The sequence below is a fragment of the Stenotrophomonas sp. YJH_SMC_25 genome (genome assembly GCF_059369595.1).
In genome coordinates this window covers 204910-224602 of sequence record NZ_JCAFSV010000005.1, presented here as the reverse complement: position 1 = coordinate 224602, position 19693 = coordinate 204910, and the positions used below count along the sequence as shown (strand labels likewise).

Sequence of the window (19693 nt, the reverse complement as noted above, 5' to 3'; positions counted from 1 at the left end):
TTGTGGCTGGCAGCGATACTACGCGCTTGTGCGGCGGGCGTCTGCGCCTGATCCTATTCCCCTTGGCGAGGAATTGACGATGTACGGAGGCAAGGCATGAATGCGGTCCCACAGGCGGCCGAGCGCGATTGGCGCACGCCGCTGGAATTGACCCTGTTGGGCGCCATCTGGGGCTGCTCGTTCCTGTTCATGCGGGTGGCGGTGCCGTCGTTCGGCCCGTTCGCGCTGGTCGAGGTGCGGCTGGTGCTGGGTGCGCTGGTGCTGCTGCCGTTCCTGTGGCGCGCCCGCGCGCAGTTCCCGCCGCGGCGCTGGCTGTGGCTGGCGCCGATCGGCCTGATCAACTCGGCGTTGCCGTTCGTGTTGTTCGCCTATGCAGCGGAACAGGCGCCGGCGGCGATCGGCGCGATCTGCAATGCGATGACCGTGCTGTTCGCAGCGCTGATCGCCTTCCTGTTCTTCGGCGAGAAGATCGGCATGCGCCGCGCCGGTGCCTTGCTGGTTGGCTTCGCTGGCGTAGTGGTGCTGGCCACCGCCAAGGTTTCCGGCCTGAGTATCGGCACCGCGGTGCTGGCCGGTGCGGCGGCTTCGCTGCTGTACGGCCTGGGCGTGAACCTGGTGAAGCGGCACATGACCGGCCTGCCGTCGGCGGCAGCGGCGGCGGCAACGCTGTCGTGTGCCTCGCTGTGGATGCTGCCGATGGCGGTGAGCCACTGGCCGCAGGCGGCGATTCCGCTGAAGGCCTGGGGCGCGGCCGTCGCACTGGGCGTGGCCTGCACCGGGCTGGCGTTCCTGATGTTCTACCGCCTGATCGGCCGTATCGGCCCGTCACGGGCGTCGACGGTGACCTACCTGATTCCGCTGTTCGGCGCGGCGTTTGCGTGGTTGTTCCTGGGGGAGGCGGTGACGGTGCAGATGTTGATTGCGGGTGTGTTGATTCTGGGTAGCGTGGCGGTGAGCCAGAAGGGCTGAGGAATTGGCGTTTTGCGCGTTGCGCGTGCTGAAGGTGCTTCACTGTTCATGGGCGTTACTTTTCTTTGTACGCAAAGAAAAGTAACCAAAAGAAACGTTCCGCCGGCCGCGAGCCGGTGCTGCGCACCGGTGCCCTGCGCTCCTCGGCCCGTCGAGGGACGGCGCGGGAACTCGCTGCGCTCAGACACCCGCGCCTCTTCGCCCTCGCCGGACCTGCGGTGCTCGGCTCGCTCAAGGCGGATCCAAGATCAAAGGCAGAAGCGGTCGCTTCGCTCGCCGGGCCCGGCCCGGCACTACCATGCATCGTCGTGCAGCTGTGGCTCTTGACCTTGGGTCCGCCTTGAGTGAGCCGAGCATCGCAGGGGAATCAGGGGCGAAGAGGTGCCGATGTCTGAGCGCAGCGAGTTCGGCACCGTCCCCTGATTCACCGAGAAGCGCAGGGGACCGACGTGCGAAGCACGGCGGCTCGCGACCTGGCGGCGCGTTTCTTTTGGTTACTTTTCTTTTCGCGCGAAAAGAAAAGTGACGCCCATGAACAGTGAAGCACCTTCAGCACGCGTCACGCGCAGGAAACCATCAGCGCACCGGCACCGGAATATTGCACAGATCGATATGCCCGGCCGGACGCTTGTAGAAATCATCCACGCGGTTGCGCCGCGCCTCCACCGTATCGGCGAAGGTCTTCGAGTCGGTACGCAGTACCTGGATCGGCGTGCGCTCGGCTGCCGGCACATCGCTGGCGCGGCGGATCGACACGATCGGCGTGCGCAGTTTCGGGTCTTGGTAGAAGCCCATCGGCGCGGGCCCGCGCGGTGTTGCGCTGAGCAGTTCCATGCCCTTCAGCACGCGGCCGACCACAGTGATGTTGCGGTCCAGCTGGCGCGGCGACTGGCCGGTCACCACGTACAGTTCGGCACCGATGCTGCTGTCTTCCTCGTTGCTGCGGCCGGCGCCGAGCATGCCGTAGCAGTGCGCCAGCCAGGCCTTGCCGGCCTGCGGGTCCTGGCCCACCGGGAAGCCGTCGACGAAACCGGTCTGCGCGGCCCAGCCATCGCGGTCGGGCAGCACGCTTACCTTCAGGCCCGCGCTGGCACGTTCGAATTCGGCCGGCAGCTTGCGCGCGGCACTGCCGAACGGCCTGGCCTTGGCCGCGTCATCGGCGTCGGCATCGCCGAACTGCACCACGAAGTTGTCCTGTGAGCGGTAGATGCTGGTGCCGTCCCAGAAGTGCTCATGGGCGAAGGTCTGGATGTTGGCGACATGGCGCGGGGCGAACTGCGGCGCCAGCTCGATGATCACCCGTCCAGCCGGCAGGTCCATGTACAGCAGGTTGGCCGGGTCCGGGGTACGCCAGTCGCTGGCCGCGGAGGCATCAAGGATCTGCTGCGGGCTGCGGTAGGGCGTTGCCGCGCTGGCCAGCGAGGGCAGCAGGCAGGCCAGGGCGAGGGCGGTCAGGGCAAGACGGCGACGGTGCGGCATGGGATCCCCGGAACATGAACGAGGCTTCGATTCTGCGCGAGCGGCCCGGCCACGCCAACCGGCACGATGACTAACGACACATTCGCTATACCGAACTTCGTACTACTGTGGACTTCAACGTAGTGGAGGGCCGGTCATGTCCGAGGACGATGTCCAGCTGAAGAAGTTCCAGAAGGAGCTCAGCGCCGGAACGGTGTCGCTGGCCCTGCTGGCGGTGCTGGCCCGGGCCGGGGAGCCGCTGTACGGCTACCTCATTGCCAAGGAGCTGGAGCGGGTGGGCGAGGGCGTGCTGAGCGGCAAGCAGAGCGCGCTGTACCCGGTGCTGCGCAACCTGGAGGCTGCCGGTCTGCTGGAAAGCCACGTGGAGCCGTCCAGCAGCGGTCCGCCGCGGCGCTACTACCGCATCAATGAACGTGGCCGCGAGGTGCTGGCGCAGTGGCGCCACGCCTGGCAGGCCACCCGCGATTCCGTCGATTCCGTGTTGGAGGGGGTACCGCAATGAACGACCCGAGCCTGGCAGGCCGAGCCCTGCCCACGACCATCCCGCAGTACCTGGCGCAGCTGCGTGTGGCGCTGGAAGGTGCCGACCCGGCGATGGTGCAGGACGCGCTGTACGACGCCGAGGAATACCTGCGCTCGGAGCTGGCGGCGCAGCCCGGCCGCAGCGAGGCCGAGGTGATCGCCGACGTCGCTGGCAGCTATGGCGCCCCGGACGAAGTGGCCGAGATCTATCGCGAGACCGAAGTGACGGTGAACCGCGCGCTGCGTACGCCACGTGCAGATACCGCGCCGGTGCTGCGCGCGGCGGCGGAAGCCAGTGGCGTCGAGCCGGCCGCACCGCCGCCGGCGCCGGTGCAGCGCTCGCTGCTGGCGCGCTTCTTCGGTGTGGTGACCGATCCGCACACCTACGGTGCGCTGTTCTACATGCTGCTGTCGCTGGCCACCGGCATCTTCTTCTTCACCTGGGTGGTGACCGGCCTGTCGCTGTCGCTGGGCCTGCTGATCCTGATCGTGGGCATTCCGCTGACCGTGCTGTTCTTCGGCTCGGTGCGCGGGCTGGCGCTGCTGGAAGGGCGGCTGGTGGAAGCGCTGCTGGGAGAACGCATGCCGCGCCGTCCGCGTTACACCGATCGCAGCCGCACCTGGCTGCAGCGCATCGGCGACATGTTCACCGATGGCCGCACCTGGCTCACCCTGCTGTACTTCGTGCTGATGCTGCCGCTGGGCGTCATCTACTTCACCCTCGCGGTGACGCTGCTGTCGCTGTCGCTGAGCCTGATCTGGGCGCCGGTCGCGGCGATCTTCAGTGGTGACATTCCGGGCGTGTACGTCGATGGCGTGAACGTACTGCCGATGGCTGCATCGCCGCTGGTGGCGATCACGGTTGCTGCGGCGGGCGCGCTGCTGCTGCTGCTGACGATGCATCTGGCACGCGGCATCGGCAAGCTGCACGGGCTGATCGCCAAGAACCTGCTGGTGCGGTTGTAACAGGCCAGGGGTCGGATCCCTGTTCGCAGAACAGGGCTCTGACCCCGGATCCCATCATGCTGGGGTCAGAGCCCTTTCCGTTGGAAAGGGATCCGACCCCTGCCGGGAATCAGCCCGCCTTTCGCCGCAACGGGGTGACGTTGCTCTTCTTCTTCGTGGCCTTCGCCGCCGGTGCTTCGGCATGCGCGGCGAAGAAGTCGCGCACCTTCGGGTACACCACTTCGCGCCAGCGACGGCCGCTGAAGATGCCGTAGTGGCCGGCACCTTCGACGATGAAATGCTCACGGCGGTCCGCAGTGATGCCGGTGCACAGCGCCTGTGCGGCTTCGGTCTGGCCGAGGCCGGCGATATCGTCCAGCTCGCCCTCGATGCTCAGCAGCGCGGTATCGCGGATCGCCGACGGATCGACCTTCTCGCCGTTGACCACCCACTCACCACGCGGCAGCAGGAAGTCCTGGAACACCACGCGGATCGTATCCAGGTAGTACCTGGCCGGCATATCCAGCACCGCGTTGTACTCGTCGTAGAAACGACGGTGCGCGTCGGCGTCTTCCAGGTCGCCCTTGACCAGGTCGGTATAGAAATCCCAGTGCGAACTGAAGTGGCGGCTCGGGTTCATCGACAGAAAGCCGGCGTGCTGCAGGAAGCCCGGGTACACGCGGCGACCGGCGCCGGGATAGCTGGCCGGCACGGTGTGGATGACGTTGTTCTCGAACCACGACAGCGGGTTCTGCGTGGCCAGGTTGTTCACTGCGGTCGGGCTGCATCGCGCATCGATCGGGCCACCCATCATCACCAGCGTGCGCGGCGTCGGTTCGCCACGGCTGGCCATCAGCGAAACCGCGGCCAGCACCGGTACGGTCGGCTGGCACACGCTCACCACGTGCAGGCGCTCCACGCCGAGGTGGCGGATGAATTCCTGGATGTAGGCGATGTAGTCGTCCAGGCCGAATTCGCCTTCGCTGGCTGGCACCATGCGCGCATCCACCCAGTCGGTAACGTACACGCGGTGGTCGCGCAGCAGCGTGCGCACGGTATCGCGCAGCAGCGTGGCATGGTGGCCTGACAGCGGCGCAACGACCAGCACGAACGGCTGGTTGAGCATCGTGTGCAGCTGGTCGGCTTCATTGCTGTGGCGCTTGAAGCGCAGCAGCTTGCAGAACGGCTTGCTTACTTCCTCGTGCACGACGATCGGCACGCGTTCGCCATCGACGTCGATTTCGTTGATGCCCCACTCGGGCTTCTCGTAATCCTTGCCGATGCGGTGGAAGAGTTCATTGACCGCCGCCAGGCGATCAGCGCCGGGCATCTGCGACCACCAGTGCCCCTGGTTGGCGAAGAACCTGGCGTTGGCCTGGGCCTGGTGCACCCAGGGGGCGAGCAGGTTGCGGGTCAGTTCGTGCAGTTGATAGAGCATGACGACCGAATATGTATGGTCATATGTTGCCGCGCAGCATATCCCATCCGGGTGTCCCGCAGGTTAAGTCGGCTGAAAATAATGAATCTGGATTCACATCCGTTCCAGCGCGGCCGCATCGCCTGCCAGGGCGGGGCCGAGCCAGCAGTGCGACCCCACCGGCTGCAGGCCATGCCGGGCCAGCGTGCGGCGGTACCAACGCGCCGGGCGCGCCTGGAAGCCGTCGTGGTCGCCTTCGAACGCGTCCTCGGCGGCGAAGGTCTCCAGGAAGGCCACGCCGCCCGTCAGCTCTGCCACGCCGGCCAGTCCGGCGCGCAGCTCGCGGTCGGGCACGTAGTGCATCACGTCCGAGCAGACCAGCAGGTCGACCGGGGCACAGGGCCGCAGCCAGGCGAAATCGCCGAAGCGGGCCATGTGCAGGTTGCGGGTCCTGCCGTAGCGGCGCACAGCGTACTCGCTGCTGTCGAAGCCGAGGTATTCGACCTTCGGACGCAGCTTCAGCAGCGGTGCGCGCCAGGCGCCTTCGCCGCAGCCGATGTCCAGCACGCTGCGGATCGGTCGTTCCAGGTAGTACTCGGCACTGGCCACGGCCAGGGCGACCTTTCGCGCCAGGCGGGCGCTGCCGCCGATGTCGGCACGGCGGTACCAGCGTTGGAAATAGGCGGCGTCGTAGGTCTTGTCCATGGGGCGGTGCGCGATCGGGGAAAACGGCGCCTATCGTACGGTGTTACGCCCCCGGGTGTGGCGGGCCTGCAGTAGAGCCACGCCATGGGTGGCTGCCATGCTGCGGCGATTGGACGCGGCAGCCACCCATGGGGTGGCTCTACTGCGACAATGGGTACCCATCTACGCCAGCCGCCGGAGCGAGCGCATGCAGAGCTACTACTGGGTCAAGACCTTCCACATCGTGTTCGTGGTGGCGTGGATGGCCACGGTGTTCTACCTGCCGCGCATCCTGGTGAACCTGGCCGAGACTGCGGGCCAGCCGGCGGTGACCGAGCGCCTGCAGCTGATGGGCCTGCGCCTGTACCGCTTCGGCCACTCGATGTTCGGCCTGGCATTCCTGCTGGGCCTGGTGCTGTGGCTGGGCTACAAGGTCATCCCCGATTTCCCGACCATGGTCGCGCCTGGTGGCGCCGGCTGGCTGCATGCCAAGCTGGGACTGGTGGTGCTGCTGCTGGTGTACTTCGGCTGGATCGGCCGCCTGCTCAAGGGCGTGGCCAAGGGCAGGGCGCTGCCGTCGTCGCGCGCGCTGCGCTGGATCAACGAGATCCCGCTGCTGGCCTTCATTCCGATCGTATGGCTGGTGCTGGCCAAGCCGTTCTGAGGCGGGGTCATCTGCACCCGGTAGATCCACGCCATGCGTGGATGCCGTCAGGGCGCAAACGAAAGCGCCGGGCAAATGCCCGGCGCTTTCGTTTCTGCAATCACCTGCGTGTTGCCGGCCAGCGGCCGGCTCTACCAGGCCTACCTGCATGCTGGCCAGCGGCCGGCACTACCTCAGGCGGCTTCGTAGGTGCCGTAGCTGCGCAGGCGCGCGTAGCGCTGCTCCAGCAGCTGCTCGGTGGACAGCTTGTCCAGCGCATCCAGTTCGTTCAGCAGCACGGCCTTCAGGCGCTTGGCCATCTGCGTCGGGTTGCGGTGGGCGCCACCTGTCGGCTCGCGCACGACCTTGTCGACCAGGCCCAGGCTCTTCAGGCGCGGGGCGGTCAGGCCCAGCTGCTCGGCAGCGTCCTTGGCCTTGCCGGCGTCCTTCCACAGGATCGAGGCGCAGCCTTCCGGGGTGATGGTCGAGTACACCGAGTACTCCAGCATCACGGTGCGGTCGCCCACGCCCAGCGCCAGCGCGCCGCCGGAGCCGCCTTCACCGATCACGGTGCAGATGATCGGCACCTTCAGTTCGGCCATCTCGATCAGGTTGCGTGCGATCGCTTCGGACTGGCCGCGCGATTCGGCGTCGATGCCCGGCCAGGCGCCGGCGGTGTCGATCAGGGTCAGCACCGGCAGGCCGAAACGCTCGGCCATCTTCATCAGGCGCAGGGCCTTGCGGTAGCCCTCCGGCTTGGGCATGCCGAAGTTGCGCTTGATCTTTTCCTTGGTGTCGCGGCCCTTCTGGTGGCCGATCACCATCACGGAACGGCCATTGATGCGGGCCAGGCCGCCCATGATGGCCTTGTCGTCGGCGAAGGCGCGATCACCGGCCAGTTCCTGGAACTCATCGCAGATGATGCGCAGGTAGTCGGCGGTGTACGGGCGCGACGGGTGGCGGGCCAGCTGCAGCACCTGCCACGAGGTCAGGTTGCGGAAGATCTGCGCGGTGCGCATGCGCAGCTTGTCCTGCAGCGCGTGCACTTCCGCCTCGACATTGACCGCCGGCCCGGCACTGGCGTTGCGCAGTTCCTGGATCTTGGCTTCCAGGTCGGCGATGGGTTGCTCGAAGTCGAGGTAGTTCGGATTCATCGGAAGCCGTCGTGTAAAGAAGAGGGGAATTCTAGCCGAATGCGTGCAAACCACCCGTACGCCCTCGTCTGGAAGGCGACGGTAGCGCAGCCAGGCAGGGGGCGCCAGTCAGTTCAGGGCACCACCAGGGCGCTGCGGCCCATCAACTGGCTGCGCTGGGAGACGAAGTCGTTGTAGGCCTCGTTGGCCTCCCGGCCCAGCCCGCTGCCCAGCGTGGCGGTGGCCGAGGTGAAGGCCATCTGCGCGGCGAAGTCCTGCTTGCGCAGGGCCTTCTGTTCATCGGCGGTGGTGGCCTTCAGCCAGTGCGCATAGACCTCGCGCAGCGGCCCGGCGTGGGTCTCGAAGGCCGGTACCAGCGCCGGCAGGCTGGCCGGGGCCGGTTCCAGGCTGTAGGCCGGGGCCACGTAGCCGGCCGGCTGCTCGCGCTTGAACGCACCCGGCTCGCCCATGCCTTCTTCGACGTAGGCGATGAAGTCGGGGGCGGTGAACACCTTGGCCACGATCTGGCCACCGCTGGAGTCGACGTGGGCCACCACCTTTTCCTTCGGGAAGGGCTCGCGCACGCCGTAGGTCCAGGTCTTGTCGATGAACAGTTCGTGGTGCTTCTCGAACGGGCCTTCGAAGTCGACGCCACCCAGCTCGATGCCGGCCTTGCCGGTGCCGAAGTTCTTCAGCTTGCTCTCGTCGGTGACGTAGATCTCGCGGGCGACCACGTACTCGCTCAGGGTCGGGTTGATCAGTCCGCCGCGGCCATCGACGTAGACGATGAAGCGCACGTCGCCCAGTTTGTCGGTGTGCAGGCGGTGCTCACCGACGGCGAGCGAGATCGGGCGCGAACCCTGTGCGGCCACCGGCAGGTCCTTGCCATCGATGCTCAGTGCCAGCGGCGTGTCGGTCGGGTTGTCGATCTGGAACTCGATCTTCGACGGCGAGCAGGCGGCCAGGGCCAGAGCGGCGGCAAACGGGAACAGCAGGGTCTTCATGGGCAATCGTCCTTGATACTTGGAACGGGGAAACAGGGGGTTCAGGAAAACCAGGGAGCCAGCCTCAGCTGGCCCACGGTGGGCTGTAGCGCACCTTCAGCGTGCGCACGGCCGGGTCGGCGCGCAGCGCCTCCATCAACTTGGAATCGATGCGCACCGCGCTTTGCCCGGAGACATCGAGCATGCCGGCGACGCCGCCCTGCGGACCCTTCAGCAGCAGGTCCAGGCGCAGGGGGGTGCGTCCGGGGCGATGGCGGTCGAGCAGGGCGTCGATGCGCTCCCAGACCGGGCGCTGCTGGCGCAGGTCCAGGCGCAGCGACAGCCGCGTGGCGTAGTTGGCGCAGACCTCATCGAAGTCCCAGCACTGGCGGATGCGCAATGCGTAGCCGCCGTTGAATTCGTCCTCGCGCAGGCCACCCTTGACCACCAGGATGCGGTCCTTGGTCATCAGGTGCCCGAACTCGGCCATCGCGTCGGAGAACGCGCTGCACTCGACGCGGCCGCGGCCATCTTCCAGCTGGATGAAGATCTGGCTCTCGCCCTTGCGGCGCACGCCGACCACCTGGCCGGCCAGCACGGTCTGCACTTCCGGGCGCCAGCGCTTTTCGCCGCCACCGCCGCCACCGCTGTTGGCGCTCCAGATCTTCTCCACCGAGCCCAGATCGTTGCCGACCAAGTCGCGCACATCATCGCGCCAGGGATCGAACGGGTGGCCGCTGAGGTAGAAGCCCAGCGTGTCGCGCTCGCCGTTCAGGCGCTGCAGCAACGGCCATTCCTCGGCCTCGGGCAGGTCCAGCTGGATTGTGGTCGCGCTCGGGTCCGGGCCGCCGAACAGCGAGTTCTGCCCCGAAGCACGCTCGCGTGCCATCTGGTCGGTGGCCTTGATCACCTCCGGCAGCTGCAGCATCAGCGAGGCACGGTTGCGACCGAGCTCGTCCAGCGCACCGCAGTTGATCATCGCTTCCAGCGTGCGCCGGTTGAGCTTGGCCGAGCCGACGCGGGTGCAGAAGTCGAGCAGGTCCTTGAACGGGCCGCCCTTCAGCCGCTCCTCGACCACCGCCTCGCAGGCACCCTGGCCGACGCCCTTGATCGCACCGAGGCCGTACTGGATGGTGTCCGGGGTGACCGCTTCGAACATGAAGGCCGATTGGTTCACCTTGGGCGGCAGCACGGTCAGGCCAAGGTTGCGCACCTCGTCGAGGAAGCCGACCACTTTGTCAGTGTTGTCCAGGTCGGACGACAGCGTGGCCGCCATGAACTCGGCCGGGTAGTGGCGCTTCAGCCACGCGGTCTGGTAACTGACCAGCGCGTAGGCGGCCGCGTGCGACTTGTTGAAGCCGTAGCCCGCGAACTTCTCCATCAGGTCGAAGATGGCATCGGCCTTGGCTTCGTCCACGCCGTCCTTGGCCGCGCCCTCGCGGAAGATCTCGCGATGCTTGGCCATTTCGGCCGGCACCTTCTTGCCCATCGCACGGCGCAGCAGGTCGGCGCCGCCCAGCGAGTAGCCGCCGACGATCTGCGCCATCTGCATCACCTGCTCCTGGTACACCATGATGCCGTAGGTGTCTTTCAGGATCGCTTCGGTGCGCGGATCGGGATAGATGATTTCTTCCTGGCCATGCTTACGCGCATTGAAGGAGGGAATCAGGTCCATCGGGCCGGGGCGGTACAGCGACACCAGCGCGATCAGGTCTTCGAAACGGTCGGGACGCGCGTCCTTCAGCAGGCGGCGCATGCCCGAGGATTCGAACTGGAACACTGCGCCCGTATTGCCGTTGGCGAAGATGTCCTTGTAGGTGGGCGTGTCGTCCAGCGGAATCGCGGCGATGTCCACCGGCGGGATGCCGGCGCGCTCATGGCGCTTGTTGATCGCCTTCACCGCCCAGTCGATGATGGTCAGCGTGCGCAGGCCGAGGAAGTCGAACTTCACCAGGCCCACTTCTTCCACGTCGTTCTTGTCGAACTGGGTGACGGGGTTCTTGCCGAGACCGTTCTCGTCGTGTTCGGCGTACAGCGGGCAGAACTCGCTCAGCGGTTCGGGCCCGATCACCACGCCACCAGCGTGCTTGCCGGCGTTGCGGGTCAGGTCTTCCAGCTGCAGCGCCAGGTCGATCAGGTCGCGGACATCGTCCTCGGTCTCGTAGCGCTGGATCAGTTCCGGCGACGCCATTTCCGAGCTGGGGCCTTCCTTGCCCTTGCCCAGTGCATCCTTCAGGTGGATGCCGAGGATGTTCGGGATCAGCTTGGAAACACCGTCGACCAGGCCGTACGGGAAGCCGAGCACGCGGCCGGAGTCGCGCACCACCGCCTTGGCGGCCATGGTGCCGTAGGTGATGATCTGGCTGACGCGCTCGCGCCCGTACTTGCGCGCGACGTAGTCGATCACCTCGTCGCGGCGGTCCATGCAGAAGTCGATGTCGAAGTCGGGCATCGACACGCGTTCCGGGTTCAGGAAGCGCTCGAACAGCAGGTTGTACGGCAGTGGGTCCAGATCGGTGATCTTCAGCGCCCACGCCACCAGCGAACCGGCACCCGAACCACGGCCCGGGCCGATCGGGATGCCCTGGTTCTTGCCCCACTGGATGAAGTCGGCCACGATCAGGAAGTAGCCGGGGAAACCCATCTTGATGATGGTGTTGAGCTCGAACTCCAGGCGCTCGAAATAATCTTCGCGGGTCTTGCCCGGCGCCAGCGGATTCTTCTCCAGGCGCTCTTCCAGGCCGTCGCGCGACATCTTCTGGATCCAGGTGTCCAGGGTCTCGTCGTCGGGCACCGGGTAATTGGGCAGGAAGTAGGTGCCCAGCCGCATCTCGATGTTGCAGCGCTCGGCCAGCGCCAGCGTGTTGTCGATGGCATCGGGAATGTCGGCGAACAGCGCACACATCTCTTCGGCCGATTTCAGGTACTGCTGGTCGCTGTACTCGCGCGGGCGCTTGGGGTCGTCCAGCACGCGGCCGGTGGAAATGCACACGCGCGCTTCGTGCGCGCTGAAATCGGTGGGCGCCAGGAAGCGCACATCATTGCTGGCCACCACCGGCAGGCCACGCTGGCCGGCGGCCATCAGCGCGAACTGGTTGAAGGTTTCCTCGCCCTCGCGGCCGGTGCGGGTCAGCTCCAGGTGCAGGCCATCGCCGAACACGCGCTGCCAATCGGCCAGCTGCTGCTCGGCCAGTTCATGCTTGCCGTCCAGCGCCAGGCGCCCGGCCAGGCTCTGCCGGCCGGCCAGCGCGAACAGGTTGGCGTTGCCGGCCTTCAGCCAGTCCGGATGGATGGCCACGCCGCCTTCGGGGCGATGGCCTTCCATCCACGCGCGGGTCAGCAGCCGCGACAGGCTCAGGTAGCCCTCGCGGTCGCGGCACAGCAGGGTCATCCGCCACGGATCCTGCCCTTCCTCGGCGATCAGCACGTCGGCGCCGGCGATAGGCTTGATGCCCACGCCTTCGGCCGCCTTGTAGAACTTGACCAGGGCGAACAGGTTGTTGAGGTCGGTCACCGCCAGCGCGGGCAGGCCGAGTTCGACCGAGCGTGACAGCAGGTTGGCCTGCTTGGCCTTCTTCGGGTCCGCCTGGTCCGGCTTGGCCGGCACACGGATGGTGGAGTCCGCCAGCGAGAACTCGGTGTGGACGTGGAGATGTACGAAGCGGGAGTTGGACATGCCGGACCAGGTTGGAGCGCGCGGGCCCCGGGTGCTGACGGGGGAATCGTCGCCGGGGTCGGGAAGCGCTGGAGTGCCCGGTCAGGGTAGCGAGGGCTGGAGGGCGCGACAAGCTCTTGACGGCATGCGATATCGCATCCGCGCTATCGCTCCCCACGGTTCGCAGGCGAACCGCGGGCCCCGCCTGACCCTGCTTTCGCAGCCGGGTGCAGCGACCGTTCAGGCGATTCAGGCGATTGCGGTGTCTGCGGTCACAGCTGCCGGGTTTTCCAGGCACTCGCGCACCGGGGCGAAGCTGCGCCGGTGCTCCATGCAGGGGCCGTGCTCGCGCAGGGCGGCCAGATGGGCCGGGGTGCCGTAGCCCTTGTGCTGCTCGAAGCCGTACTGCGGGTGGCGGGCATGCACGTCCTGCATGTAGCGGTCGCGCGAGACCTTGGCCAGGATCGAGGCGGCCATGATCGCGCGGTCGATGCCATCACCGCCGACCAGCGCCTGCGCCGGCAGTACCAGGCCCTTGGGCACCACGTTGCCGTCGATGCGGGCGAAGCCGGCCACGTGGGCGACCGCTGCAACGACGTCACGCATGCCCTGCAGGGTGGCCTGGTAGATGTTCAGGCGGTCGATGGTGTCCACGTCCACCAGCACCACGTGCCAGGCCAGGGCACGTTCGATGATGCGGTCATGCAGTTGCTCGCGGCGGGCTGCGGTGAGTTGCTTGGAATCGTCCAGCCCGTTGATGCGTGGCCGTGCCGGGTCGAACACCACCGCCGCCACCGCGACCGGTCCGGCCAGCGGACCGCGGCCGGCTTCGTCGACGCCGGCGACCAGACGCTCCGGCTCGACCACGGCAGCACCGTCGAACAGGGCCAGGCTGGCCGCTGCGGCGTGGCGGCGGCTCATGCCTGGGCCTGGTCGCGCATCAACAGCTCGCCCACAGCGTCGGCCGCGCGGGCCGAGGCATTGCGGCGCAGTCGTTGATGCAGGCGGGCATAGGTGTCCTGCAGGTCGGTCACCCGCTGCGGGTGGTCGAACCATTGCTGGATGGCCGCCGCCAGCTTGTCCGGCGTGCAGTCGTGCTGCATCAGTTCCGGTGCCAGGTCCTGGCCCGCCAGGATGTTGGGCAGGGCAAAGCGGTCGACCTTGATCAGGCCCAGCGCCTTGACCAGGCGGTAGGTCAGCTCGTTGACGCGGTAACCGACCACCATCGGCCGCTTGACCAGCATCGCCTCCAGCGTCGCGGTACCCGAGGCCAGCACCACCACATCGGCGGCGATCATCGCGTTTCGCGCCTCACCGTCGAGTACATGCGAGAAGGCTACCGGCAGCGCCGAGCGTGACAGCTGTTCTTCGATCAGGCGCTTGCAGGCCGGGTTGGCGGCAGGCACTACCACGTGCAGGCCGGGGATGCGCTCGGAGACCTGCCAGGCGGCCTCGAAGAACGGTTCACCGAGGCGCGAGATTTCGCCCAGGCGGCTGCCTGGCAGCACCGCCAGCACCTTGGCCGAGGTCGGCAGGCCAAGCGCGGCGCGCGCTTCCTCGCGGTTGCCCTGCAGGGGGATGTCATCGGCCATCGGATGGCCAACGAAGCGCGCGTCGATGCCGTGCCTGGCATAGATCGGGGGTTCCATCGGGAACAGGCACAGCACCAGGTCGGCGCTGCTGCCGATCTTCTCGGCGCGCTTCTCGCGCCAGGCCCAGACGGAGGGGCTGACGTAGTGCACGGTGCGCACGCCGCGCTGCTTCAGCCAGCGTTCGATGCCCAGGTTGAAGTCGGGCGCGTCGATGCCGATGAACACGTCCGGCTGCCATTCCAGTGCACGCTGGCGGAACGCGGAACGCAGTTTCAGCAGGCGTGGCAGGTGGCGCAGCACTTCGGTCAGGCCCATCACCGCCAGCTCGCTGGCATCGTGCCAGGTCAGGCAGCCGGCGCTGCGCATGGCATCGCCACCGATGCCGGCGAATTCGGCATTCGGAAAGCGTGCCTTCAGCTCGCGCACCAGGCCCGCACCCAGCAGGTCACCGGAGGCCTCACCGGCCACCAGAGCGATCCGCAACGGGCGCTCGCTGAGCACCCGCTGCGCGGGGACGCTGCCGGCCATCGAGGCCAGCGGAATCACGGCGGCGCCGGCCGGCGCCTGGCCGGTCGTGCTGCTCATCGCAGCAAGGGCCTCTCAGCGTGCTCGATGAAGTCCAGCATGGCCTTCACGTCATCGCTGTCGCGTGCCTGTTCGGTCAGCTGCACCTTGGCTTCGGCCAGCGGCAGGCCCGCCACGTACAGGGTGCGGTAGGCGCGCTTGATGGCGGAGATGCGCTCGGCGTCGAAGCCACGACGCTTCAGCCCTTCGCTGTTGATGCCGCGCGGGCGGCCCAGCGAATCGGTGCCGACCATGGTGAACGGCGGAACGTCGCCGTTGGTCAGCGCGCCCATGCCGAGGAAGGCGTGGGCACCGATGCGGCAGAACTGGTGGGCACCGGCGAAGCCGCTGATGATCACGTAGTCGCCCACGGTCACGTGGCCGGCCAGGGTGGTGTTGTTGGAGAACACGCAGAAGTTGCCGACATGGCAGTCGTGCGCCACGTGCGTGTAGGCCAGCATCCAGTTGTCGTTGCCGATCGTGGTGATGCCGCCGCCGCCGCCGGTGCCACGGTTCAGGGTGACGAACTCGCGGAACACGTTGCGGTCGCCGATCACCAGTTCGGTGCGTTCGCCGGCAAACTTCTTGTCCTGCGGCTCGCCACCGATCGCGGCGTGACCGATGAAGCGGTTGTCACGGCCGATCCTGGTCGGGCCGTGGATGCTGCAATGGGGGCCGACCACTGTGCCGGCGCCGATTTCCACATCGGCACCGATCAGGGTGAACGCGCCGACCTGGACGTCGTCGGCCAGGCGCGCGGCCGGATCGATGACGGCAGTCGGGTGGATCCGTGGTGCGTTGTCAGTCATTGCTGCCTCCCGTGGATCAGCCCTTGGCACCGGCGCACATGACCTCGGCCGAGGCAACGACTTCACCGTTGACCTTGGCCTCGCCGTAGTACCAGCCCATGTTGCGGATCAGGCGCTTCATCTGCACATCCAGCATCAGCACGTCGCCGGGCACGACCTGCTTGTTGAAGCGGGCGTTTTCCACCTTGACCATGTAGAACAGCTTGGACTGCGCATCGCGGCCAAGCGTCAGCTGGGTCATCACGCCACCGGCCTGGGCCAGCGCTTCGATGATCAGCACGCCGGGCATGATCGGGCGGCCCGGGAAGTGACCCTGGAAGAACGGCTCGTTGATGCTGACGTTCTTCTGCGCCAGGATGCGCTTGGCGTCGATGTCGAGCTCAAGCACCCGGTCCACCAGCAGGAACGGGTAGCGGTGCGGGAGCAGTTCCTGGATCTGGCAGACGTCGATCGGAAGCTGCAGCGTGTCGTTCATTCTTTCTCCTTGCCAGCAGCCAGGACGCGGCGAGCCAATGCGTCCAGCTGCTTGAAGCGCGCGGCGTTCTTGCGCCACGTGCGGTTGTCGGTCAACGGGGTGCCGGACGAGTACTCGCCCGGCTCATGGATGGAATTGCGGACCACCGACTTGCCGGTGATCACGACCTTGTCGCAGATCTCGAGGTGGCCGACCACGCCGACGTGGCCACCGAGCAGGCAGTAGCGGCCGATCCTGGCGCTGCCGGCGATGCCGGTGCAGCCGGCGATGGCCGAGTGCGCGCCGATCTGCACGTTGTGCGCGATCTGTACCAGGTTGTCCAGGCGCACGTCTTCGTCCAGCACGGTGTCTTCCAGTGCACCACGGTCGACGCAGGTGTTGGCGCCGATTTCGCAATCGTCGCCGATGCGCACGCCGCCGAGCTGCGGCACCTTGATCCACTTGCCGGCGTCCATCGCCAGGCCGAAGCCATCGGCACCGAGCACGGCACCGGGGTGCACGCGCACGCGCTTGCCGAGCTTGACCCGGGTGACCAGGGTGACCCGGGCGATCAGTTCGCAGCCGCTGTCCAGGCTGCAGTCTTCGCCGATCACGCTGCCGGTGCCGATGATGCAGTTCTCGCCGACCACGCTGCGCGCGCCGATGGAGACGAAGGGGCCGATGTGGGCGCTGGCGGCGACCTGGGCGCTGGGATCGATGACGGCGCTGGGGTGGATGCCCGGTGGGCGCGTGGGCGCGATGTCGAACAGCGCGGCGATCTTGGCGAAGGTGGTGTACGGGTCCTTGGCCACGAGCGCGGCGCCGGGGGCGGCTTCGGCGTCGTCGGCGCGCAGCACGACCAGCGAGGCCTGGCTGTCGGCCAGCTGGGCGCGGTAGCGTGGATTGGCGAGGAAGGTCAGCTGGCCAGGACCGGCGTGGGCGAGGGTGGCCACGCCGTGGATGGCGGTGGCGGGGTCGCCATGGACCTGCAGGCCGAACTGCTCGGCGAGTTGCTGGGCGGTGTAGGTGGGAGTATTCACGGCGGGAGTTTAACGTGTGACGCCATTGCGGTCATGCGGGGGGCATATGCAGCCAACGGCAGGGCCCCTCGCGGCCGGCAGAGCCAGTGTCATGGGCTGGGTCGGACGGGGCGGGACTGCGGGGGGCGGCGCAAGTACGTCCATGTAGCCTTGGTCGCCGCATCCATGCGGCTCACACCCCCGCAGCCCCACCCCGTCCGACCTCCGACGGCCTGGCGCGAGTGCCAGCCACGGAAAAACAGAAAAAATCAAAAGCGGGGTGCGCGCTTCCCGCATCCGGACTAAACGAAAACGCCGGGCAATGCCCGGCGCTTCGCGCCCCGTCTGGTGGAGAGCCCCCCTTCTGTTAAGGGGGGCGCGCCAATGGCGCGGGGGATAGGAGGTAGGTCGGGACCCGCTGCTTGCACAGCAAGCCGCGGCGCACCTTCGGTGGTCAGTTCTTAGAACTGACCGCCGAAGGTAAATTGCAGGCGTTCGATCTTGTCGCCGTCTTCCTTCTTCAGCGGGAACGCGTAGCTGATCGAGATCGGGCCGACCGGGGCGCGCCACAGCAGGGCCACACCGGTGGAGACGCGCAGTTCGTTGGCCTTGAAGTTCTTGGTGCCGTTGTAGACGTTACCGAAGTCGACAAAGGCCGACACGCGGGCCGATGGGCTGTCGAACAGGCGCGGGAAGTAGGCTTCGACCGAACCGACGGTCTTCAGCGAACCACCCAGCGGCTGGCCTTCCGGATAACCCTGGGTTACTTCGCGCGGACCGAGGGTGTTGTCCTCGAAGCCACGTACCGAGTTGGTACCACCGGCGTAGAAGTTCTCGAAGAACGGCAGGCCGCTGGCGGTGACGGTACGGGTTTTGCCGTCGGCGTCGGTGATCGTACGGGTGTAGTCCTTGCCGTAGGCATCGCCGTAGCCCACTTCGGCGCGGGTGTTGATCACCAGCGACGGCATGATCGGCCAGTACTTGCTGATCTGGTAGTTCAGCTTGTAGTACTCGATGGTCGAGCCCGGCAGCGTGGTTTCCAGACCGACGCGCTGGTAGGTACCGCGGGTCGGCATGAAGTAATCGTTGCGCGAGTCGCGCGCCCAGCCCAGCTCGGTACGCCAGGCATGGAAGGTGCGCGAACCGACCGCATCGATGTAATCGATGATCGAGGCCGGGGTCGAGCCACGGTAGGTCGTGATCTGGTTGCTGTCGATGCCGAACATCAGCGAGACGGTGTCGGTCTCGGTCAGCGGCACGCCGAATACCACCTGCGCAGAACCATTGGTGCTGTTGTACTGCGCGGTGTTGAAGTCGGAGTAGTCCAGTTCACGCCAGGACAGGTTGTAGCCCAGCGAAACGCCGTCGTCGGTGAAGTACGGGTTGGTGTAGCTGAAGCCGTAGCGCTGCAGGTAGCTGCTGCGCGAGGCTTCGACCGACACGCGGTTGCCGCCGCCGAGGAAGTTGTTCTGCGACAGCTGCACCGAGGTGGTCATGCCGTAGGACTGCGAATAGCCCAGGCCGAACACGAAGCTGCCGGAGGTGGTTTCCTTGACGTTGTAGACGACGTCGACCTGGTCGTTGCTGCCGCTGACGGCCGGGGTCTCGACGTCCACCGACTCGAAGTAGCCCAGGCGCTGCAGGCGGATCTTGGAGCGGTCGATCGCGGCCTGCGAGTACCAGCTGTTCTCGAACTGGCGCATTTCGCGACGCATCACTTCGTCGGAGGTGCGGGTGTTGCCACGGAACAGGATACGGCGCACCGACACGCGCGGGCCGGGCACGACCTGCATGTTGATGCCTACCGTCTGTTCGGCACGGTTGGTGGTCGGGATCGGGTTCACCTTGGCGAACGCATAGCCGATGTTGGACAGCGAGTTGGTGATGGTGTCCGAGCTGAATTCCAGCAGGGCACGCGAGAACGTGTCGCCCGGCTTCTGGATCACCATGCGCTCGACGTCCTCCTGCGGAAGGATGGTGTCGCCGCTGACCTTGATCTCGGAGATCTTGTACTGCGCACCCTCGGTCACGCCCGCGGTGAGGAACATGTCGCGCTTGTCGGGGCTGATCGAGACCTGGGTGGAATCGATGCTGAAGTCGACGTAGCCGCGGTCCAGGTACCAGGAGTTGAGCTTTTCCAGGTCGCCGGACAGCTTTTCCTTGGAGTACTGGTCGTCACGGCGGTACCACGATGCCCAGTTGTGCTCCTTGGACTCCCAGGTCTCCAGGATGTCCTTGCTCTCGAACTTCTCGGTGCCGACCAGGTTGACGTGGCGGATCTTGGCCGCCTTGCCTTCCTTGATGGCGATCGCGATGTCCACGCGGTTGCGGTCCAGCGGGCTCACGGTCGGGGTGATCTCGACGGTGTACTTGCCGCGGTCGTTGTACTGGCGGCGCAGTTCCTGGGTCACGCGGTCCAGGCTCAGGCGGTCGAAGGTGCCACCCTCGGTCAGGCCGATGTCGGACAGGCCCTTGAGCAGCTGCTCGGACTTGATGTCCTTGTTGCCGGTCACGGTCAGCTTGTTGATCGCCGGGCGTTCCTTGACGGTCACCACCAGGATGCTGCCCTGGCGGTCCAGCTGAACGTCTTCGAAGAAGCCGGTCTTGTACAGCGCGCGGATGGTCTCGCCGATCTTGTTGTCGGTGATCGTCTCGCCCCGTTCCACCGGCAGGTAGGTGAACACCGTGCCCGAGCTGATGCGCTGCAGGCCATCGACGCGGATGTCGCTGACAGTGAAGGGCTCGGCTGCCTGGGCCAGGGCGGGAGCGCCGGTGACGGCGGCGAGGGCGAGGGCCAGCAGGCGGCGATTGGGGAGTCGCGTCAT

16 protein-coding genes are annotated in these 19693 nt (G+C 66.7%); 4 read left to right on the top strand and 12 right to left on the bottom strand.

All coding sequences use genetic code 11. The features are described 5' to 3' along the window. Window positions 1–96: 96 nt before the first annotated feature. Window positions 97–969 carry a DMT family transporter gene (locus AC5P7E_RS09195; protein ID WP_099490393.1) on the top strand — a complete coding sequence of 291 codons (873 nt, stop codon included), beginning with the start codon at window positions 97–99 and terminating at the stop codon, window positions 967–969. A 576-nt stretch (window positions 970–1545) separates the two neighbouring features. On the opposite strand, the gene AC5P7E_RS09190 is transcribed toward AC5P7E_RS09195, so the two are convergent. Continuing rightward, entirely contained in the window at window positions 1546–2448 is a 903-nt protein-coding gene (locus AC5P7E_RS09190; protein ID WP_111117848.1) for a peptidylprolyl isomerase, read from the bottom strand. Window positions 2449–2584: 136 nt separating this feature from the next. Between AC5P7E_RS09190 and AC5P7E_RS09185 the strand changes: the two genes are divergently transcribed. Further along, a complete protein-coding gene (locus tag AC5P7E_RS09185; RefSeq protein ID WP_005408726.1) occupies window positions 2585–2950 on the top strand; it encodes a PadR family transcriptional regulator in 366 nt (121 codons plus the stop codon). Next, window positions 2947–3936, top strand: a complete 990-nt coding sequence (locus tag AC5P7E_RS09180; protein ID WP_049395934.1) for a sensor domain-containing protein — start codon at window positions 2947–2949, stop codon at window positions 3934–3936. The genes AC5P7E_RS09185 and AC5P7E_RS09180 overlap by 4 nt, the downstream gene beginning before the upstream one ends. 109 nt (window positions 3937–4045) lie before the next feature. Here the strand turns inward: AC5P7E_RS09180 and AC5P7E_RS09175 are convergent, their stop codons facing one another. After that, on the bottom strand, window positions 4046–5353 hold the full coding sequence (locus tag AC5P7E_RS09175) for a polyhydroxyalkanoate depolymerase (RefSeq protein ID WP_005408728.1): 1308 nt from the start codon (window positions 5351–5353) through the stop codon (window positions 4046–4048). A 93-nt stretch (window positions 5354–5446) separates the two neighbouring features. Then, window positions 5447–6037, bottom strand: coding sequence for a class I SAM-dependent DNA methyltransferase (locus AC5P7E_RS09170; RefSeq protein WP_005408729.1), 591 nt, complete (start codon window positions 6035–6037; stop codon window positions 5447–5449). A 187-nt stretch (window positions 6038–6224) separates the two neighbouring features. Here AC5P7E_RS09170 and AC5P7E_RS09165 point away from each other — a divergent pair, with 187 nt between their 5' ends. After that, a complete protein-coding gene (locus tag AC5P7E_RS09165) occupies window positions 6225–6680 on the top strand; it encodes a CopD family protein (RefSeq protein WP_005408730.1) in 456 nt (151 codons plus the stop codon). 173 nt (window positions 6681–6853) lie between these two features. Here AC5P7E_RS09165 and AC5P7E_RS09160 read toward each other — a convergent pair whose 3' ends face one another. The 9 genes from AC5P7E_RS09160 to bamA form a co-directional block, all read right to left on the bottom strand. Beyond that, window positions 6854–7813, bottom strand: coding sequence for an acetyl-CoA carboxylase carboxyltransferase subunit alpha (locus AC5P7E_RS09160; RefSeq protein ID WP_114618491.1), 960 nt, complete (start codon window positions 7811–7813; stop codon window positions 6854–6856). A gap of 113 nt (window positions 7814–7926) precedes the next feature. Continuing rightward, window positions 7927–8796, bottom strand: coding sequence for a hypothetical protein (locus tag AC5P7E_RS09155; RefSeq protein ID WP_106550365.1), 870 nt, complete (start codon window positions 8794–8796; stop codon window positions 7927–7929). A 64-nt stretch (window positions 8797–8860) separates the two neighbouring features. Continuing rightward, the gene (gene dnaE, locus AC5P7E_RS09150; protein ID WP_114618490.1) at window positions 8861–12451 is read right to left on the bottom strand and encodes a DNA polymerase III subunit alpha; all 3591 of its coding nucleotides are present in this window, start codon (window positions 12449–12451) and stop codon (window positions 8861–8863) included. 228 nt (window positions 12452–12679) lie between these two features. Next, a complete protein-coding gene (rnhB, locus tag AC5P7E_RS09145; RefSeq protein ID WP_087803316.1) occupies window positions 12680–13351 on the bottom strand; it encodes a ribonuclease HII in 672 nt (223 codons plus the stop codon). Continuing rightward, window positions 13348–14550 (bottom strand): lipid-A-disaccharide synthase, encoded by a 1203-nt coding sequence (gene lpxB, locus AC5P7E_RS09140; RefSeq protein ID WP_043034888.1) that lies wholly within the window; start codon window positions 14548–14550, stop codon window positions 13348–13350. The genes rnhB and lpxB overlap by 4 nt, the downstream gene beginning before the upstream one ends. Window positions 14551–14603: 53 nt before the next feature. Continuing rightward, on the bottom strand, window positions 14604–15395 hold the full coding sequence (gene lpxA / locus AC5P7E_RS09135; protein WP_005412736.1) for an acyl-ACP--UDP-N-acetylglucosamine O-acyltransferase: 792 nt from the start codon (window positions 15393–15395) through the stop codon (window positions 14604–14606). Between the two features lie 16 nt (window positions 15396–15411). Then, window positions 15412–15870, bottom strand: a complete 459-nt coding sequence (gene fabZ / locus AC5P7E_RS09130) for a 3-hydroxyacyl-ACP dehydratase FabZ (RefSeq protein ID WP_005408737.1) — start codon at window positions 15868–15870, stop codon at window positions 15412–15414. Further along, window positions 15867–16889 (bottom strand): UDP-3-O-(3-hydroxymyristoyl)glucosamine N-acyltransferase, encoded by a 1023-nt coding sequence (gene lpxD, locus AC5P7E_RS09125; RefSeq protein WP_005408738.1) that lies wholly within the window; start codon window positions 16887–16889, stop codon window positions 15867–15869. Before lpxD ends, fabZ begins: the two co-directional genes overlap by 4 nt. A gap of 440 nt (window positions 16890–17329) precedes the next feature. After that, the gene (gene bamA, locus AC5P7E_RS09120; protein WP_114618488.1) at window positions 17330–19693 is read right to left on the bottom strand and encodes an outer membrane protein assembly factor BamA; all 2364 of its coding nucleotides are present in this window, start codon (window positions 19691–19693) and stop codon (window positions 17330–17332) included.

Excerpts from the sequence above, each read along its gene's own strand:
- AC5P7E_RS09195 (WP_099490393.1), top strand. The coding sequence starts at position 97 with ATGAATGCGGTCCCACAGGCGGCCGAGCGCGATTGGCGCACGCCGCTG.
- AC5P7E_RS09190 (WP_111117848.1), bottom strand. The coding sequence starts at position 2,448 with ATGCCGCACCGTCGCCGTCTTGCCCTGACCGCCCTCGCCCTGGCCTGC.
- AC5P7E_RS09185 (WP_005408726.1), top strand. The coding sequence starts at position 2,585 with ATGTCCGAGGACGATGTCCAGCTGAAGAAGTTCCAGAAGGAGCTCAGC.
- AC5P7E_RS09180 (WP_049395934.1), top strand. The coding sequence starts at position 2,947 with ATGAACGACCCGAGCCTGGCAGGCCGAGCCCTGCCCACGACCATCCCG.
- AC5P7E_RS09175 (WP_005408728.1), bottom strand. The coding sequence starts at position 5,353 with ATGCTCTATCAACTGCACGAACTGACCCGCAACCTGCTCGCCCCCTGG.
- AC5P7E_RS09170 (WP_005408729.1), bottom strand. The coding sequence starts at position 6,037 with ATGGACAAGACCTACGACGCCGCCTATTTCCAACGCTGGTACCGCCGT.
- AC5P7E_RS09165 (WP_005408730.1), top strand. The coding sequence starts at position 6,225 with ATGCAGAGCTACTACTGGGTCAAGACCTTCCACATCGTGTTCGTGGTG.
- AC5P7E_RS09160 (WP_114618491.1), bottom strand. The coding sequence starts at position 7,813 with ATGAATCCGAACTACCTCGACTTCGAGCAACCCATCGCCGACCTGGAA.
- AC5P7E_RS09155 (WP_106550365.1), bottom strand. The coding sequence starts at position 8,796 with ATGAAGACCCTGCTGTTCCCGTTTGCCGCCGCTCTGGCCCTGGCCGCC.
- dnaE (WP_114618490.1), bottom strand. The coding sequence starts at position 12,451 with ATGTCCAACTCCCGCTTCGTACATCTCCACGTCCACACCGAGTTCTCG.
- rnhB (WP_087803316.1), bottom strand. The coding sequence starts at position 13,351 with ATGAGCCGCCGCCACGCCGCAGCGGCCAGCCTGGCCCTGTTCGACGGT.
- lpxB (WP_043034888.1), bottom strand. The coding sequence starts at position 14,550 with ATGGCCGGCAGCGTCCCCGCGCAGCGGGTGCTCAGCGAGCGCCCGTTG.
- lpxA (WP_005412736.1), bottom strand. The coding sequence starts at position 15,395 with ATGACTGACAACGCACCACGGATCCACCCGACTGCCGTCATCGATCCG.
- fabZ (WP_005408737.1), bottom strand. The coding sequence starts at position 15,870 with ATGAACGACACGCTGCAGCTTCCGATCGACGTCTGCCAGATCCAGGAA.
- bamA (WP_114618488.1), bottom strand. The coding sequence starts at position 19,693 with ATGACGCGACTCCCCAATCGCCGCCTGCTGGCCCTCGCCCTCGCCGCC.